Source organism: Helicobacter pylori, from assembly GCF_006439795.1.
GTDB classification, from domain to species: Bacteria; Campylobacterota; Campylobacteria; order Campylobacterales; family Helicobacteraceae; genus Helicobacter; species Helicobacter pylori_CR.
Map to the genome: position 1 here is coordinate 60,998 of NZ_VEYL01000005.1, position 18,029 is coordinate 79,026.

General features: G+C 40.2%; 10 protein-coding genes. 9 read left to right on the forward strand and 1 reads right to left on the reverse strand.

The window, feature by feature from the left end; all coding sequences use genetic code 11:
- Nucleotides 1–5 precede the first annotated feature (5 nt).
- From FIM66_RS03425 to FIM66_RS03455, 7 genes are all read left to right on the forward strand, one after another.
- Complete coding sequence (locus FIM66_RS03425) at nucleotides 6–479, forward strand: DUF4149 domain-containing protein (protein WP_140548035.1); 474 nt, start codon at nucleotides 6–8, stop codon at nucleotides 477–479.
- A 50-nt stretch (nucleotides 480–529) separates the two neighbouring features.
- On the forward strand, nucleotides 530–9,271 hold the full coding sequence (imaA, locus tag FIM66_RS03430) for an immunomodulatory autotransporter protein ImaA (protein WP_140600006.1): 8,742 nt from the start codon (nucleotides 530–532) through the stop codon (nucleotides 9,269–9,271).
- A gap of 47 nt (nucleotides 9,272–9,318) precedes the next feature.
- Nucleotides 9,319–10,536 (forward strand): diaminopimelate decarboxylase, encoded by a 1,218-nt coding sequence (gene lysA, locus FIM66_RS03435; RefSeq protein WP_140478480.1) that lies wholly within the window; start codon nucleotides 9,319–9,321, stop codon nucleotides 10,534–10,536.
- A 4-nt stretch (nucleotides 10,537–10,540) separates the two neighbouring features.
- The gene (locus FIM66_RS03440) at nucleotides 10,541–10,831 is read left to right on the forward strand and encodes a chorismate mutase (RefSeq protein ID WP_140600007.1); all 291 of its coding nucleotides are present in this window, start codon (nucleotides 10,541–10,543) and stop codon (nucleotides 10,829–10,831) included.
- Nucleotides 10,832–10,843: 12 nt separating this feature from the next.
- Nucleotides 10,844–11,716 (forward strand): DUF2156 domain-containing protein, encoded by an 873-nt coding sequence (locus FIM66_RS03445; RefSeq protein ID WP_140600008.1) that lies wholly within the window; start codon nucleotides 10,844–10,846, stop codon nucleotides 11,714–11,716.
- Nucleotides 11,717–13,396: a bifunctional chorismate-binding protein/class IV aminotransferase gene (locus tag FIM66_RS03450; protein WP_140501505.1), complete on the forward strand. Its 1,680-nt coding sequence runs from the start codon at nucleotides 11,717–11,719 to the stop codon at nucleotides 13,394–13,396.
- 194 nt (nucleotides 13,397–13,590) lie between these two features.
- Nucleotides 13,591–14,610 carry an aliphatic amidase gene (locus tag FIM66_RS03455; RefSeq protein WP_139523082.1) on the forward strand — a complete coding sequence of 340 codons (1,020 nt, stop codon included), beginning with the start codon at nucleotides 13,591–13,593 and terminating at the stop codon, nucleotides 14,608–14,610.
- A gap of 82 nt (nucleotides 14,611–14,692) precedes the next feature.
- On the opposite strand, the gene flgL is transcribed toward FIM66_RS03455, so the two are convergent.
- Entirely contained in the window at nucleotides 14,693–17,179 is a 2,487-nt protein-coding gene (flgL, locus tag FIM66_RS03460) for a flagellar hook-associated protein FlgL (RefSeq protein ID WP_140600009.1), read from the reverse strand.
- Nucleotides 17,180–17,420: 241 nt separating this feature from the next.
- Between flgL and rplU the strand changes: the two genes are divergently transcribed.
- Nucleotides 17,421–17,735 carry a 50S ribosomal protein L21 gene (rplU, locus tag FIM66_RS03465; protein ID WP_000119326.1) on the forward strand — a complete coding sequence of 105 codons (315 nt, stop codon included), beginning with the start codon at nucleotides 17,421–17,423 and terminating at the stop codon, nucleotides 17,733–17,735.
- Between the two features lie 14 nt (nucleotides 17,736–17,749).
- The gene (gene rpmA / locus FIM66_RS03470; RefSeq protein ID WP_042631465.1) at nucleotides 17,750–18,016 is read left to right on the forward strand and encodes a 50S ribosomal protein L27; all 267 of its coding nucleotides are present in this window, start codon (nucleotides 17,750–17,752) and stop codon (nucleotides 18,014–18,016) included.
- Nucleotides 18,017–18,029 lie beyond the last annotated feature (13 nt).

Here is an 18,029-nt window from a genome sequence, read left to right on the forward strand (position 1 = left end):
GGAAGATGAAAAAATTTGGTTTAGGGGTGTATTTGCTTCTTTTAGGCATTTTGGGCGGCTCTTTGATCACTTTAGGGATGATGGTCGCACCCATTGTTTTCAAAGCCCCAAGCATTTTGCCTGAATTTAATTTGACTCCCTTTGAGAGCGGGAAACTCATGGCGCAAATCTTTGTGCGTTTCAATTATGTTTTAGGCGCGATCGGTTTTGTGGTGTTACTTTATGAAATCATTTCGTTTATTTATTATAAAAGATCGTTAGTGTATTTGATCCTTGGCGTGGCGATAGGGGCGTTGTGTTTGCTCTTTGTTTTTTATTACACGCCTTATATTTTAAACGCTCAAAAAGCGGGCGAAGTCGCACTCCAAAGCGCTGAATTTGCCCGCTCGCACGCTCAAAGCGAATGGCTGTTTAAGGAATTGTTTGTGTTGGTGTGCACTTTGTTTTTTTGGCGTTTGTTTGGAAAAAATGTGCTTTGATTTAAAGGGGAGGTTTTGTTACTATCTAGGAAATAAGAAGGTAGCATTCAATGAAAAAGTTTAAAAAGAAACCAAAAAGCATAAAACGATCGCATCAAAATCAAAAAACAATCTTAAAGCATCCTTTATGGCTTACGCCTTTACTCATTGGTGGGTTTGCTAGTGGGGTGTATGCTGATGGAACAGATATTTTGGGGCTTAGTTGGGGGGAAAAAAGCCAAAGGGTATGCGTGCATCGTCCATGGTATGCTCTATGGAGTTGCGATAAATGGGAGGAAAAAACACAACAATACACAGGAAACCAACTCATCACAAAAACTTGGGCAGGGGGTAATGCGGCTAATTACTACCACTCTCAAAACAACCAAGACATCACAGCCAATTTAAAAAATGATAACGGCACTTATTTTTTAAGCGGTCTGTATAACTACACCGGAGGGGAATATAATGGGGGGAATTTAGACATTGAATTAGGCAGTAACGCTACTTTTAATCTAGGTGCGAGTAGTGGGAATAGCTTCACTTCTTGGTATCCTAATGGGCATACTAATATTACTTTTAGCGCTGGGACTATCAATGTGAATAACAGCGTAGAAGTGGGCAATCGTGTGGGATCGGGAGCTGGCACGCACACCGGCACAGCCACTTTAAACTTGAACGCTAATAAGGTCAATATCAATTCCAATATCAACGCGTATAAAACTTCGCAAGTGAATATAGGCAATGCTAACAGCGCCATTACCATTAATTCGGTTTCTTTAAATGGGGATACTTGCAGTTCTTTAGCTAGTGTGGGCGTAGGGGCTAATTGCTCCACTTCTGGGCCTAGCTATTCTTTTAAAGGGACGACTAACGCTACTAACACGACTTTTAGTAATGCAAGCGGCAGTTTCACTTTTGAAGAGAACGCCACTTTTAGCGGGGCGAAATGGAATGGGGGGGCATTCACTTTTAATAAAGAGTTTAACGCTACTAATAACACCGCTTTTAATAGCGGTAGTTTTAATTTTAAAGGCACAAGTTCCTTTAATGGCGCTTCGTTTAGTAACGCTTCCTATACTTTTGACAATCAAGCCACTTTCCAAAACAGCTCCTTTAATGGGGGGACTTTTACTTTTAATAACCAAACTAATCCAACTAACAGCGCTCAGCACCCCCAAATGGTGTTTGAAAACAGCTCTTTTAGTGGTAACGCTACCACTCTTAAGGGTTCTGTAATTTTCCAGCAAGCCTTTAACAATTCAAACCACCAACTAACAATCCAAAACGCTTCGTTTAATAACGCCACTTTTAACAATACCGGTAAAATCACCATTAATGAGGGTGCGAGTTTTAACAACACGACATTCAACACTTCTGTTGATACAAGCAACATGAGTGTTACCGGTAGCGTTACTTTAAGCGGTAAAAATGACTTGAACAATGGCTCAACCCTTGATTTTGGGAGTTCTAAAATCACTCTCGCTCAAGGGACGACTTTCAACCTCACAAGTTTAGGCAGTGAGAAGAGCGTAACGATTTTAAATTCTAGCGGTGGGATCACTTATAATCATCTTTTAAACCATGCAATCAATGGCTTGACAAACGCCTTAAAAACGAACGAAAGCTCTTCAGATCCGCAAAGTTTCGCTCAAGGTTTGTGGGAGACGATCACTTATAATGGGGTTACCGGACAGCTTTTGAGCGAAAGCGCTGCAACATCTAAAAGCACTGACTCTTCGCCCTCTAAATCCTCTACAAACCCTACGCAAGTCTATCAAGTGGGCTACAAAATAGGGGATACTATCTACAAACTGCAAGAAACTTTTGGCCCTAATTCCATTATCATCCAAGCTTTAGAGAGCGGGACTTACACGCCACCCCCTACAATCAGCGGATCACAATTTGACTTATCCGCTTCAAGTTATATTAATGCTGACATGCCTTGGTATAACCATAAATATTATATTCCTAAATCTCAAAATTTTACAGAGAGCGGGACTTATTACTTGCCGAGCGTTCAAATATGGGGGAGCTATACTAATTCGTTTAAGCAAACCTTTAGCGCGAGTGGCAGTAATCTGGTGATTGGGTATAACGCAACATGGACTGGAAATAGCGTTTCTTCTAGCGACACGGTGTCTTTTGGGGACACTTCAGGGAGCGTTCTTAATGGGCATTGCGGGCCTTGGCCCTATTACCAATGCACAGGCACGACTAACGGCACTTATAGCGCTTATCATGTCTATATCACAGCGAATCTGCGTTCTGGCAATCGTATAGGCACCGGTGGGGCAGCCAATCTGGTCTTTAATGGGGTAGATAGTATCAATATCGCTAACGCTACTATCACGCAGCATAACGCCGGAATCTATTCAAGCTCTATGACTTTTTCCACGCAAAACATGGACAATTCGCAGAATTTGAGTGGTCTAAATTCTAACGGCACGCTTTCGGTGTATGGCGCAACTTTCACTAACCAAGCCAAAGACGGGAAATTCATTTTCAATGCAGGGCAAGCGACTTTTGAAAACACCAACTTTAATGGAGGGAGTTACCAATTCAGCGGCGATAGCTTGAATTTTTCAAATAACAACCAGTTCAATAGCGGTTCGTTTGAGATTAGCACAAAAAACGCTTCGTTCAATAACGCTAACTTTAACAACAGCGCTTCTTTTAATTTCAACAATTCTAGCGCGACCACTTCGTTTGTGGGGAATTTCACTAACGCTCATTCAAATTTGCAAATCGCTGGGAACGCTGTTTTTGGGAACTCTACCAATAGTGATGGCTCTCAAAATACCGCTAATTTTAATAATACCGGCTCTGTGAATATTTCAGGGAATGCAACCTTTGATAATGTGGTGTTTAATGGCCCTACGAATACGAGCGTGAAAGGGAAAGTTACTCTCAATAACATCACTTTAAAAAACTTGAACGCTCCTTTGTCTTTTGGCGATGGGACAATTACTTTTAACGCTCATTCGGTTATTAATATTGGTGAAGCTATCACTAATGGCAACCCTATCACCCTTGTAAGCTCTTCTAAAGAAATTGAATACAACGACGCTTTCAGTAAAAATCTATGGCAGCTCATCAACTACCAAGGGCATGGGGCAAATAGTGAAAAGCTCGTCTCTAGCGTAGGTAATGGCGTTTATGATGTGGTGTATTCTTTCAATAACCAAACCTACAATTTTCAAGAGGTTTTTTCACCCAACAGCATTTCTATCCGGCGTTTGGGCGTTGGCATGGTGTTTGATTATGTGGATATGGAAAAATCGGATCACTTGTATTATCAAAACGCTCTCGGTTTTATGACCTACATGCCTAACAGCTATAACAATAATTTAGGGAATGCAAACAACACCATTTACTATTACGACAACAGCATTGATTTTTATGCGAGCGGGAAAACTCTATTCACTAAAGCGGAATTTTCTCAAACGTTCACCGGGCAAAACAGCGCGATTGTTTTTGGGGCTAAAAGCATATGGACAAATGCGAGCGATGCGCCGCAATCTAATGTAATCATCCGCTTTGGGGACAATAAGGGTGTAGGGAGTAATGATGCGAGTGGGCATTGTTGGAATTTGCAATGCATAGGCTTTATCACAGGGCATTATGAAGCGCAAAAGATTTACATCACCGGCAGCATTGAAAGCGGGAACCGCATTTCTAGCGGTGGGGGCGCGAGCCTTAATTTTAACGGGCTTCAAGGCATTCTTTTAACGAACGCGACTTTGTATAACCGCGCCGCTGGCACGCAAAGCTCTTCTATGAATTTTGTCTCTAACAGCACGAACATTCAGGCTCAAAACTCCTATTTTATAGACGATACCGCGCAAAATAAAGGCAACCCTAATTTTAGTTTCAACGCTTTGAATTTGGATTTTTCTAACAGCTCTTTTAGAGGCTATGTGGGGACAACGCAATCTGTTTTTAAATTCAATGCCGTTAATGCGATCAGTTTCACCAACAGCACGAATTTAAGCTCTGGTTTGTATCAAATGCAAGCTAAAAGCGTGTTGTTTGACAATTCCAATTTAAGCGTTTCAGTGGGGACAAGCAGTATTAAAGCCAATGCGATCAGTCTTTCTCAAAACGCCTCTATCAATGCGAGCAACCATTCAACCCTAGAGCTTCAAGGCGATTTGAATTTGAACGACACCAGCTCGCTCAACCTCAACCAAAGCACGATTAATGTTTCCAATAACGCCACGATCAACGATTATGCGAGCTTGATTGCGAGCAATAACGCTCATATCAATTTTAACGGAGCGGTCAATTTCAATTCAGCGAATATTACTACGAGTTTGAATGATTCTTCTATCGTGTTTAAGGGAGCGATCTCTTTAGGAGGGCAGTTTAATTTAAGCAATAACTCTTCTTTAGATTTTCAAGGCTCTAGCGCTATCACCTCTAACACGGCGTTTAATTTCTATGATAACGCTTTTTCTCAAAGCCCCATCACTTTCCATCAAGTCCTTGATATTAAAGCGCCCTTGAGTTTGGGAGGCAACCTCTTAACCCCTAACAACAGTAGCGTGTTGAATTTAAAAAACAGCCAGCTTGTTTTTGGCGATCAAGGGAGTTTGAACATCGCTAACATTGATTTACTAAGCGATCTAAACGACAATAAAAATCGTGTGTATAACATCATTCAAGCGAACATGAATAGTAATTGGTATGAGCGTATCAGCTTCTTTGGCATGCGTATCAATGATGGGATTTATGACGCTAAAAACCAAACTTATAGTTTCACTAACCCTCTCAATAACGCCCTAAAAATCACCGAGAGCTTTAAAAATAACCAACTAAGCGTTACGCTCTCTCAAATCCCGGGCATTAAAAACACGCTCTATAACATTAGCTCTGAAATCTTTAACTACCAAAAAGTTTATAACAACGCTAATGGCGTGTATTCTTATAGCGATGACGCACAAGGCGTGTTTTACCTCACGAGTAGCGTGAAAGGCTATTATAGCCCCAACCAATCCTATCAAGCTAACGGCAGCAATAACACCACGAAAAATAACAATCTAATCTCTGAGTCTTCTATCATCTCGCAAACTTATAACGCGCAAGGCAACCCTATTAGCGCGTTACATATCTATAACAAGGGCTATAATTTCAGTAATATCAAAGCGTTAGGGCAAATGGTGCTCAAACTCTACCCTGAAATCAAAAAGATATTAGGGAATGATTTTTCGCTTTCAAGTTTGAGCGATTTAAAAGGCGATGCGCTAAACCAGCTCACCAAACTCATCACGCCTAGCGATTGGAAAAACATTAACGCATTTATTGATAACGCAAACAATTCGGTGGTGCAAAATTTCAATAACGGCGCTTTGATTATAGGAGCGACTAAAATAGGGCAAACAGACACCAATAGTGCGGTGGTTTTTGGGGGCTTGGGCTATCAAACACCTTGCGATTACACCGACATTGTGTGCCAAAAATTTAGAGGCACTTATTTAGGGCAGCTTTTGGAGTCCAGCTCGGCTGATTTGGGCTATATTGACACGACTTTTAACGCTAAAGAAATTTATCTTACCGGCACCTTAGGGAGTGGGAACGCATGGGGGACTGGGGGGAGCGCTAGCGTAACTTTTAACAGCCAAACTTCGCTCATTCTCAACCAAGCGAATATCGTAAGCTCGCAAACCGATGGGATTTTTAGCATGCTAGGCCAAGAGGGCATCAATAAGGTTTTCAATCAAGCCGGGCTCGCTAATATTTTGGGCGAAGTGGCGATGCAATCCATTAACAAAGCCGGTGGATTAGGGAATTTGATAGTAAATACGCTAGGGAGTGGTAGTGTGATCTGGGGGTATTTAACGCCTGAACAAAAAAATCAAACCCTAAGCCAGCTTTTAGGGCAGAATAACTTTGATAACCTCATGAATGATAGCGGTTTGAACACGGCGATTAAGGATTTGATCAGACAAAAATTAGGCTTTTGGACCGGGTTAGTGGGGGGATTAGCCGGACTAGGGGGCATTGATTTGCAAAACCCTGAAAAGCTTATAGGGAGCATGTCCATCAATGATTTATTGAGTAAAAAAGGGTTGTTCAATCAGATCACCGGCTTTATTTCCGCTAACGATATAGGGCAAGTCATAAGCGTGATGTTGCAAGATATTGTCAAACCGAGCGAGGCTTTACAAAACGATGTAGTGGCTTTAGGCAAGCAAATGATTGGCGAATTTTTAGGCCAAGACACGCTCAATTCTTTAGAAAGCTTGCTGCAAAACCAGCAGATTAAAAGCGTTTTAGACAAAGTCCTAGCGGCTAAAGGCTTAGGGCCTATTTATGAACAAGGTTTGGGGGATTTGATCCCTAATCTTGGTAAAAAGGGGCTTTTCGCTCCCTATGGCTTGAGTCAAGTGTGGCAAAAAGGGGATTTTAGCTTCAACGCGCAAGGCAATGTTTTTGTGCAAAATTCCACTTTCTCTAACGCCAATGGAGGCACGCTCAGTTTTAACGCAGGGAATTCGCTCATTTTTGCCGGAAACAATCATATCGCTTTCACTAACCATTTTGGAACGCTCAATTTATTGTCTAATCAAGTTTCTAACATTAACATCACCACGCTTGATGCTAGCAACGGCCTTAAGATTAATGCCGGTAGTAACAATATTTCCGTGTCTCAAGGCGATCTGTTTATCAACGCTAGTTGCGTGCAACAAAGCGATCCAACTGCAGTTAGTGCTACAAACCCTTGCGCGCTTAGCGCCCAAAGCACGAATGGCGCTTCTTCTAGTAATGCGTCAAATAACGCGCCAATCGCCTTAAATAATAACGATGAAAGTTTGATGGTTACGGCGAATGATTTCAATTTTTCAGGCAATATTTACGCTAACGGGGTGGTTGATTTTTCAAAGATTAAAGGCTCTGCAAACATTAAAAACCTGTATCTTTACAATAACGCTCAATTCCAAGCCAACAACCTCACGATTTCCAACCAAGCGGTGTTAGAGAAAAACGCCAGCTTTGTAACGAATAACTTAAACATTCAAGGAGCGTTTAACAACAGCGCCACGCAAAAAATAGAGGTGCTTCAAAATTTAGTAATCGCTTCAAACGCTTCTTTAAGTACCGGGATTTATGGGTTAGAAGTAGGGGGGGCTTTGAATAATTTGGGAACGATACATTTTAATTTAGAAAATTCTCAAACGCCTGTAAATCCGCTCATTCAAGCGGAGGGGATCATTAACCTCAACACCACCCAAACGCCTTTTATAAATGTCAATAACAGCATGGCCAACAACACGACTTACACTTTATTAAAAAGCAGCCGTTACATTGATTACAATATCAACCCTAACAGCTTGCAATCGTATTTGAAGCTCTATACCTTAATCAATATCAACGGAAACCACATAGAGGAAAAAAACGGCGTATTGACTTATTTGGGCCAACGGGTTTTATTACAAGATAAGGGGTTATTATTGAGCGTAGCACTGCCTAACTCAAACAACGCCCATCAAAACAACATTTTAAGCCTTTCTGTCCTTTATAACCAGGTTAAAATGTCTTACGGCAATAAAGCGATGGACTTTACCCCCCCTACCTTACAAGATTACATTGCGGGCATTCAAGGGCAAAGCGCGCTCAATCAAATTGAAGCGATAGGGGGGAATAACGCTATCAAGTGGCTTTCAACATTGATGATAGACACTAAAGAAAACCCGCTTTTTGCGCCGATTTATTTAGAAAACCACTCTTTGAATGAAATCTTAGACGCAACAAAAGATCTTCAAAACACCGCAAGCTTGATTTCTAACCCTAATTTTAGGGATAACGCTACCAACCTTTTAGAATTGGCGAGTTACACCCAACAAACTAGCCGTTTGACAAAACTCTCTGATTTTAGATCTAGAGAAGGAGAGTCTGATTTTTCTAATCGCTTGTTAGAGCTTAAAAACAAGCGTTTTAGCGATCCTAACCCTAGCGAGGTTTTTGTCAAATACTCTCAACTTAGCAAACACCCCAATAACCTTTGGGTTCAAGGGGTGGGGGGAGCGAGCTTTATTTCTGGGGGCAATGGCACGCTTTATGGCTTGAATGTGGGCTATGACAGGTTAGTTAAAAATGTGATCCTTGGAGGTTATGTGGCTTATGGCTATAGCGACTTTAATGGGAATATCATGCATTCTTTGGGTAATAATGTGGATGTGGGGATGTATGCGAGGGCTTTTTTAAAAAGAAACGAATTCACTTTGAGCGCGAATGAAACTTATGGAGGCAATGCGAGCAATATCAATTCTTCTAATTCTTTGCTCTCTGTGTTGAACCAACGCTATAGTTACAACACCTGGACAACGAGCGTGAACGGGAATTACGGCTATGATTTCATGTTCAAACAAAAAAGCGTGGTGTTAAAACCTCAAGTGGGCTTGAGCTATCATTTCATAGGTTTGAGCGGGATGAAGGGCAAAATGAATGATGCTGCTTATGAGCGATTTGTTATGCATTCAAACCCCTCTAACGAATCGGTTTTAACGCTCAACATGGGGCTAGAGAGCCGTAAATATTTTGGTCAAAATTCCTATTATTTTGTAACGGCGAGATTGGGTAGGGATCTTTTGATCAAATCTAAAGGCGGTAATACGGTGCGTTTTGTGGGCGAAAACACTTTATTGTATCGCAAGGGGGAAGTTTTCAACACTTTTGCGAGCGTGATCACAGGAGGCGAAATGCATTTGTGGCGTTTGATGTATGTGAATGCGGGGGTGGGGCTTAAGATGGGCTTGCAATACCAAGATATTAATATAACCGGGAATGTGGGCATGCGAGTGGCGTTTTAGCTTTTTTGCTATAATGCTTCGTTCAAATTTTATGGTTAGGTTTTTCCATGTTTAATTATGAAGAGCTGTTTCAAACTCACAAAACCCCTTTTTACCTCTATGATTTTGACAAAATCAAACAGGCTTTTTTGAATTATAAAGAAGCGTTTAAGGGGCGTAAATCTTTGATTTGCTACGCTTTAAAGGCGAATTCCAATTTGAGTATCCTCTCTTTATTGGCGCATTTAGAGAGCGGGGCGGATTGCGTTTCCATAGGCGAGATATATAGGGCTTTAAAAGCTGGGATCAAGCCTTATAAGATCGTGTTTAGCGGGGTGGGTAAGAGTGCGTTTGAAATAGAACAAGCCCTAAAACTCAACATTTTATTTTTGAATGTGGAAAGTTTTATGGAATTAAAAACGATTGAAACAATCGCTCAATCTTTAGGGATAAAGGCCAGGATTTCCATTAGAATCAACCCTAACATTGACGCTAAAACGCACCCCTATATTTCTACCGGTTTGAAAGAAAATAAATTCGGCGTGGGAGAAAAAGAAGCTTTAGAAATGTTTCTTTGGGCTAAAAAAAGCGCGTTTTTAGAGCCTGTTAGCGTGCATTTTCATATCGGATCGCAGCTTTTAGATTTAGAGCCGATTATAGAAGCGAGCCAAAAGGTGGCTAAAATCGCTAAATCTTTGATAGCGCTAGGGATAGATTTGCGTTTTTTTGATGTGGGCGGAGGGATTGGCGTGAGCTATGAAAATGAAGAGACTATCAAGCTTTATGATTACGCACAAGGGATTTTAAACGCGCTTCAAGGCTTGGATTTGACTATCATTTGTGAGCCGGGCCGCTCGATCGTGGCTGAGAGTGGGGAATTGATCACGCAGGTTTTGTATGAAAAAAAGGCTCAAAACAAGCGCTTTGTAATCGTAGATGCGGGCATGAATGATTTTTTACGCCCCAGTTTGTATCATGCTAAGCATGCCATAAGGGTCATAACGCCTTGTAGGGGGCGTGAGATTTCGCCTTGCGATGTGGTAGGGCCTGTGTGCGAGAGCAGCGACACTTTTTTAAAAGACGCCAATTTGCCAGAATTAGAGCCAGGCGATAAATTAGCCATAGAAAAGGTTGGGGCTTATGGCTCTAGCATGGCCAGTCAATACAATTCGCGCCCCAAACTCTTAGAATTAGCCCTAGAAGATCACAAAATCAGAGTGATAAGAAAAAGAGAGGCTTTAGAAGATTTATGGCGGCTAGAAGAAGAAGGCTTAAAAGGGGTTTGATTAGATGCAAAAGAATTTGGATAGTCTTTTAGAAAATTTAAGGGCTGAAATTGATGCGCTGGATAATGAATTGAGCGATCTTTTAGACAAACGCTTAGAAATCGCTTTAAAAATCGCTCTCATCAAACAAGAAAGCCCCATTTATTGCCCTAAAAGAGAGCTAGAAATTTTAAAACGACTCAGCCAAAGGGACTTCAAACATTTGAATGGAGAAATTCTTACGGGTTTTTATACAGAGGTTTTTAAGATTTCTAGAAAATTTCAAGAAAACGCCCTAAAAGAATTAAAAAAATAAAAGAGAGTTGCCATGTTTGAAAAAATTACCCTAGCGCATAAGGACTTGTTTTCAAGGTTTTTAAGCACTCAAAAAATCGTGTTATCAGATGTGAGTTTTACCAATTGCTTTTTATGGCAGCATGCAAGGCTCATTCAAGTGGCTGTGATTAGGGATTGTTTGGTGATTCAAACCACTTATGAAAATCAAAAACCCTTTTATTTCTACCCTATCGGTAAGAGGCCGCATGAATGCGTAAAAGAGCTTTTGAAATTAGAAAAAAATTTAAGATTCCACTCCCTGACTTTAGAGCAAAAAGACGATTTGAAAGACAATTTTGTAGGGGTGTTTGATTTCACTTACAACAGAGACAGGAGCGATTATGTTTATTCTATTGAAGAATTGATCGCGCTCAAAGGGAAAAAATACCATAAGAAAAAAAACCACCTAAACCAGTTTTTAACCAACTATGCGAATTTTGTTTATGAAAAAATTTCTCCTCAAAATAAAAAGGAAGTTTTAGAAGCCTCTAAAGCGTGGTTTTTAGAAAGCCGGACCGATGATATAGGGTTAATCAACGAAAATAAGGGCATTCAAAGCGTGTTAGAAAATTATGAAAGCTTGGATTTAAAGGGGGGGCTTATTAGGGTGAATGGAGAAATAGTCTCGTTTAGTTTTGGAGAAGTTTTAAACGAAGAGAGTGCACTCATCCACATTGAAAAAGCCCGCACAGATATTGTGGGCGCGTATCAAATCATCAACCAGCAATTGCTTTTGAATGAATTTAGCCATCTAACTTACGCTAACAGAGAAGAAGATCTAGGATTAGAGGGTTTAAGAAGGTCTAAAATGAGCTATAACCCGGTGTTTTTGATAGACAAATACGAAGCGGTTGCTAGAAATTAAATGATTTTTGGGGATTTTAAATATCAAAAAAGCGTTAAAAAACTCACAGCCACTAATTTTAATGAGCTTAAAAACGCCCTAGATTTTATCTCTCAAAATAGGGGGAATGGGTATTTTGTGGGGTATCTTTTGTATGAAGCGCGTTTAGCGTTTTTAGATGAAACTTTTCAAAGCCAAACCCCTTTTTTGTATTTTGAACAATTTTTAGAAAGAAAAAAATACTCTTTAGAGCCTTTAAAAGAGCATGCGTTTTACCCTAAAATCCACAGCCCTTTAGATCAAGAAACTTATTTCAAGCAGTTTAAAGCCGTTAAAGAGCATTTAAAAAATGGCGATACCTATCAAGTGAATCTCACGATGGATTTATTTTTAGACACTAAAGCCAAACCAAAGCGCGTTTTTAAGGAAGTGATACACAACCAAAATACGCCTTTTAAGGCTTTGATAGAAAATGAGTTTGGGAGTGTTTTAAGCTTTTCGCCGGAATTGTTTTTTGAATTAGAGTTTTTGGACACAGCGATTAAGATTATTACAAAACCCATGAAAGGCACGATCGCTCGCTCAAATAACCCCTTGACAGATGAAAAAAACCGATTGTTCTTGCAAAATGACGACAAAAACAGAAGCGAAAATGTGATGATTGTGGATTTATTGCGTAACGATTTGAGCCGCTTGGCCTTAAAAAATAGCGTGAAAGTCAATCAATTGTTTGAAATCATCAGCTTGCCGAGCGTGTATCAAATGATAAGCGAGATTGAAGCTCAATTGCCCCTAAAAACAAGCTTGTTTGAGATTTTTAAGGCGTTGTTCCCTTGCGGATCGGTGACCGGATGCCCTAAAATCAAAACCATGCAAATCATTGAAGATTTAGAGAAACGCCCTAGGGGGGTGTATTGCGGGGCGATAGGCATGGTTGAAGGAAAAAAAGCCCTTTTTAGCGTGCCTATCCGCACTTTAGAAAAAAGAGCGAGCGAAGATTTTTTGCATTTGGGGGTAGGGAGTGGGGTAACTTATCAAAGTAAAGCTCTAAAAGAATATGAAGAGAGCTTTTTAAAATCCTTTTTTGTGATGCCCAAAATAGAATTTGAGATTATAGAGACGATGAGAGTTATCAAAAGGGATCAAAAATTAGAGATTAACAATAAAAACGCCCATAAAGAACGCCTTATTAGTAGCGCCCAATATTTTAACTTTAAATACGATGACAATCTTTTGGACTTTGAATTGGAAAAAGAAGGGGTTTTAAGGGTTTTACTCAACAAAAAGGGCAAGCTCATTAAAGAATACAAAACCTTAGAGCCTTTAAAAAGCCTAGAAATCCGTTTGAGCGAAGCCCCCATTGATAAACACAATGATTTTTTATACCATAAGACCACTTATGCCCCTTTTTATCAAAAGGCTCGAGCGCTCATTAAAAAAGGCGTTATGTTTGATGAAATCTTTTATAACCAGGATTTGGAACTCACTGAGGGTGCTAGGAGCAACCTTATTTTAGAAATCCATAACAGGCTTTTAACCCCTTATTTTAGCTCTGGCGCGTTAAACGGGACGGGTGTGATGGGATTGTTAAAAAAGGGTCTTGTTGAACATGCCTCTTTAACATTACAAGACTTGCAAAGAGCGGCTAAAATCTATTGTATTAACGCACTATACGGCTTAGTGGAAGTGAAAATAAAATAACCATAAAGATAGAAGTGCCTAAAATCTCATTTTTAGAAATAGGTTATTAAATAGAGCAAAAAGTTAAAACTCGCCCACAGTAATCATTATGATTAAAGTTTTCATATTCATTATAGATCCATTTACACAATTATTTTATAAATCCAAATAGAGGGTTTGTAGGAACTCTCGTATCAAAAAATAAGGAATATAACATGAGACATGGAGATATTAGTAGCAGCCCAGATACTGTGGGTGTAGCGGTAGTTAATTATAAGATGCCTAGACTCCACACTAAAGAACAGGTGTTGGAAAATTGCCGCAATATCGCTAAGGTGGTTGGTGGGGTCAAACAGGGTCTTCCCGGGTTGGATTTGATTATTTTCCCTGAATACAGCACGCATGGGATTATGTATGACAGACAAGAAATGTTTGACACAGCCGCCAGCGTTCCTGGAGAAGAAACCGCAATCTTGGCTGAGGCTTGTAAGAAAAACAAGGTTTGGGGAGTGTTCTCTTTGACTGGGGAAAAACACGAGCAAGCCAAAAAGAATCCCTATAATACTTTGATTCTTGTCAATGATAAGGGTGAGATCGTGCAAAAATACCGCAAAATCTTGCCTTGGTGCCCTATTGAATGCTGGTATCCTGGGGATAAAACTTATGTGGTTGATGGGCCTAAGGGCTTGAAAGTTTCTTTGATTATTTGCGATGATGGTAACTACCCTGAAATTTGGCGCGATTGCGCGATGCGTGGGGCAGAACTCATTGTGCGCTGTCAAGGTTACATGTATCCGGCTAAAGAGCAACAAATTGCGATCGTGAAAGCTATGGCATGGGCTAATCAATGTTATGTAGCGGTAGCGAATGCGACCGGCTTTGATGGGGTGTATTCCTATTTTGGGCATTCTAGCATTATTGGTTTTGATGGGCATACTTTGGGTGAATGTGGGGAAGAAGAAAATGGTCTTCAATACGCTCAACTTTCCGTGCAACAAATCCGTGATGCAAGAAAATACGACCAAAGCCAAAACCAACTCTTCAAACTCTTACACAGAGGTTATAGTGGGGTTTTTGCTAGTGGCGATGGGGATAAGGGTGTGGCGGAATGCCCTTTTGAGTTCTATAAAACTTGGGTTAATGACCCCAAAAAAGCTCAAGAAAATGTAGAAAAAATCACTCGCCCAAGCGTGGGTGTGGCCGCTTGTCCTGTAGGCGATTTGCCCACGAAATAAAGGGCAAAAGGAGGGGGGCTTCATAGAAGCTTAAAAGGCATTTTAATACCTCTTTTTAGAACGCTTAAAAACCATCAAAAGATTACAAGTATTTCGTTAAAGACAGATTATTGATTTTGTTCGTGGAAGCCAGAACAGCGTTATAATTGTTAGTGAGATTGGAAAACTTGTTATAAGTTTCTGCCATATCCGTGCCGGTCGTTTCCCCACGAATGCTTTGAACTTGCGTTTTTAAAACTTCATTACGCCTGATGATGTTCTCAAACGCCTTGCCATGAGCGCCGTTTTTAGCGATCATTTTTTCTATGTGATCGCTCAAGTGATCTATAAGGGTGATGCCGTTTTGAATGCCTAAATTACGCATGTCGCTAGAATAATTATCCCCTAAAGCGTCCGGGCGATAAATCCCCTTTCTTACAGAAGTGATAATATTTTCTAATTGATCAAAAAAATTCACATTGGGCTTGTCAATAACTAGAGCGTTATTAGCGTTTAATTTAAGGCTTGGTTTGTCGCTGTGCAAGGCGTTTTGAGAAAAATCATTCGCGTCTTTATCAAAAAGCATGAACTGCATTTTGGTGTTTGAATGCATGTTGTCTTGGATAATGACTTTTCCCTCTTCATTCAAATTAATAGAAAGGTTGTCTTTAGCCTGTTTTAACAATCCAATAAAGCGCTCCTTGCTTTCTTTTGAAGTAGGGTTATCGCTGATTTGTTGGTAGATTGCAGGGTCAGTATTGCTGTAATTGAGCGCGATACTCATCGCATCCATGAGCTGTCTGTAAGTGACTTCATTGGGTTTAGACGCTTGAATATCAGCGGTTGTGGGGTCATAAAGCGGGATTTTAACGCCATTAGGCAAACCCAAAAAAGCCCCATTATTATCCAAGATCATTTGCGCTTCCAAAAATAAACCATTCACATCGTTTAATTTCATGTTAAAAACGCTATTTTCTAAACTCCCCTTAGAGACTTCACTCAGTTTAGTAGAGCCATTAGCCGCGCCATTTTGAGCGGTTTGAGCGACATTGCTTTCTAATTTCGCCCCTTCTTTATTGAAGTAGGTTTTTTGGTATTCGCTCGCGTTATTCGTAGGGATACCGGCCACTTCTAGCCCTTTTTGATCTAGGGTGCTTAAGACAAAAGAAATGGGCGATTCTTTAGAAGAATTGTCAATGATCCTCAAACGCCCGTTTGTTGCAATTTCCACATCCACTTCATTATTGAAGCGTTCTTTGATTGCGTCTTTCAAATCTTTAATCGTAGAGTTTTTCACATCTAAAAGAATGGGAATATCCAAATTAATAGGGAGGTTTGGGATTTGAAGAGCACTTGTATCGCCCAAACGGCTAGCGTTGATTTTTAAAGTTTCCACCTTATCGCCAAAAATCTCGCTCAATTTAGTGTTTTTGTTAGCTAAAACATTGTCTTTAGTGACAAACACGCTAGGGATTTCAAGCACCTTGGGATTATACATGTTAGGCACCGCTTTAACTTGGCTCAAACTCCTATCCGTTACAAACGCGCTTTTGACATATTCAGTAACCCTTTTAGCGCTCGAACGCAAGGCGTCTAAATCGTCAAAATCCCCATCGCTAGAAATTAAATGAAAATCCAAATTTTCACTGCCGGGGGTTAGGTTTTTGATCTCAATTTGCCCCCAATTGTTCAAACTCACATCTACGACTTTATTTTGCGAAGTGTTCCCGTAAGCATGACCGATTTTATCCAACAAATCGCTCACTTTAGTTGCGCTTTCTTGGTTTTGATAGGCTTTAGAGAGCGCGAATTTTTCTTTAAAACTAGAGCCATCAGGCCTAACGCCTTGCAAATAAAAAAACTCTTTAGGGTCGTTGGTGGGGTCTTTGTCGTTATCGCCGATGAGTTCTCGCAAGGTATCACCGGGTTTAATAAAAACTTCTTCAGGCAATGAAGAATGCTCTAAAGCGTCCATCACATCAGGGTGGAGCTTGTTTTGATTGAATAATTTGATGTTGGTGGTGATGAGTTTGTGTTTGTCTTTATCCGCGCCTAAAAACAAATCTTGCCCGCTGATATTATAAGGCACAAGGTTATCAGAGCTAATAAGTGCGTTTAAATCTTCGCCATTGCCATGGTATTTCCCATTACTATCAATGGGAGGTCTATCCACCTTACTGCCCCCAAATAAAAATTCCCCCCCTATGGAAGTGTTAGCGACATTTATCATATGCTCTCTTAAGCGTTCTAAATCGTTAGCGATAGCGGCACGAGAAGTCTCTGAATGCACATCGTTAGCGGATTGGATGAGCTTGGTTTTAAAAGTCTCCATCGTTTTAGAAAATTCTTGCAAGGCTTTGTCGGTATTAAGTGTTGAAGTGTAAGCGTTTTTGGCCACATCAATGCCTTGATCTAAGGTGTTTTCTTCGTATTGGAATTTTAAATTCTGGTTGTTAATGTTGCTGTTTTGATAACCATAACGGATTTTTAGCCCTGAAGCAATCTGCGTGTTAGCGTCGTTGATTTTATTTTGTAAAGCGTTTTGATAATTATTCATTTGGTTGTATTTTGAGCCAAAGGTAACGCGCATGATCAAATCCTTATTGGTTTTTTAACAAACAAGCTAAAAGTATTCCAAAACAAGTTAGTAACAATTGCGAGTGGTTTGAGTGGGGCAATGCGGGTTAATAATGGCGGGTTAAATGGGGTTATTTTGAGTAAAAAAATTCTTTTAATATGAATTTAATCTAAATTTAAAGTTAAATTTTAGCAAATACTCACTATAATAAGCGTTTATTTTAAAAAGAGCGTTCAATTTTTAAGGAATAGAAATGTCATACGCAATATTCAAGCATGGCGGTAAGCAATATAAAGTCGTTGAAGGCGATATTGTTTTACTGGATAAAATGAATAAAGAGCCTAAGGCTTTAGTGGAATTAGTGGAAGTGCTAGCCGTATCCAAAGAGGGCAAGCTCTCTTGTGGGAAACCCTTTGTGAATGGGGCTAAAATTGAAGCGGAAGTGATCAATGAAGGGCGTGGCAAAAAAGTCATCACTTTCAAAAAACGCCGCCGAAAAGACAGCAAAACCAAGCGTGGTTTTAGAAGAGATTTCACTCGTGTTAGAATCACTAAAATTGTAGCATAAAGGAGTATTAAACAATGGCACACAAGAAAGGTCAAGGGAGCACGCAGAATAACAGAGATTCTGCAGGAAGACGCTTAGGCGTGAAAAAATTTGGCTCAGAATTTGTGAGAGCAGGGAATATTATCGTGCGCCAAAGAGGCACTAAAATGCACCCCGGTAATAATGTGGGCATGGGGAAAGACCATACCTTATATGCACTCATAGATGGCGTTGTGAAGTTTGAGCATAAAGACAGAAGCCGCAAAAAGGTTTCTGTGGTTAGTCAAAATTTTGGGGAGTAGGGTAACCTTTAAG

What these genes read in the sequence shown, in the direction of transcription:
- FIM66_RS03425 (WP_140548035.1), top strand. Translation starts at nt 6, where the DNA reads ATGAAAAAATTTGGTTTAGGGGTGTATTTGCTTCTTTTAGGCATTTTG.
- imaA (WP_140600006.1), top strand. Translation starts at nt 530, where the DNA reads ATGAAAAAGTTTAAAAAGAAACCAAAAAGCATAAAACGATCGCATCAA.
- lysA (WP_140478480.1), top strand. Translation starts at nt 9,319, where the DNA reads ATGTTTAATTATGAAGAGCTGTTTCAAACTCACAAAACCCCTTTTTAC.
- FIM66_RS03440 (WP_140600007.1), top strand. Translation starts at nt 10,541, where the DNA reads ATGCAAAAGAATTTGGATAGTCTTTTAGAAAATTTAAGGGCTGAAATT.
- FIM66_RS03445 (WP_140600008.1), top strand. Translation starts at nt 10,844, where the DNA reads ATGTTTGAAAAAATTACCCTAGCGCATAAGGACTTGTTTTCAAGGTTT.
- FIM66_RS03450 (WP_140501505.1), top strand. Translation starts at nt 11,717, where the DNA reads ATGATTTTTGGGGATTTTAAATATCAAAAAAGCGTTAAAAAACTCACA.
- FIM66_RS03455 (WP_139523082.1), top strand. Translation starts at nt 13,591, where the DNA reads ATGAGACATGGAGATATTAGTAGCAGCCCAGATACTGTGGGTGTAGCG.
- flgL (WP_140600009.1), bottom strand. Translation starts at nt 17,179, where the DNA reads ATGCGCGTTACCTTTGGCTCAAAATACAACCAAATGAATAATTATCAA.
- rplU (WP_000119326.1), top strand. Translation starts at nt 17,421, where the DNA reads ATGTCATACGCAATATTCAAGCATGGCGGTAAGCAATATAAAGTCGTT.
- rpmA (WP_042631465.1), top strand. Translation starts at nt 17,750, where the DNA reads ATGGCACACAAGAAAGGTCAAGGGAGCACGCAGAATAACAGAGATTCT.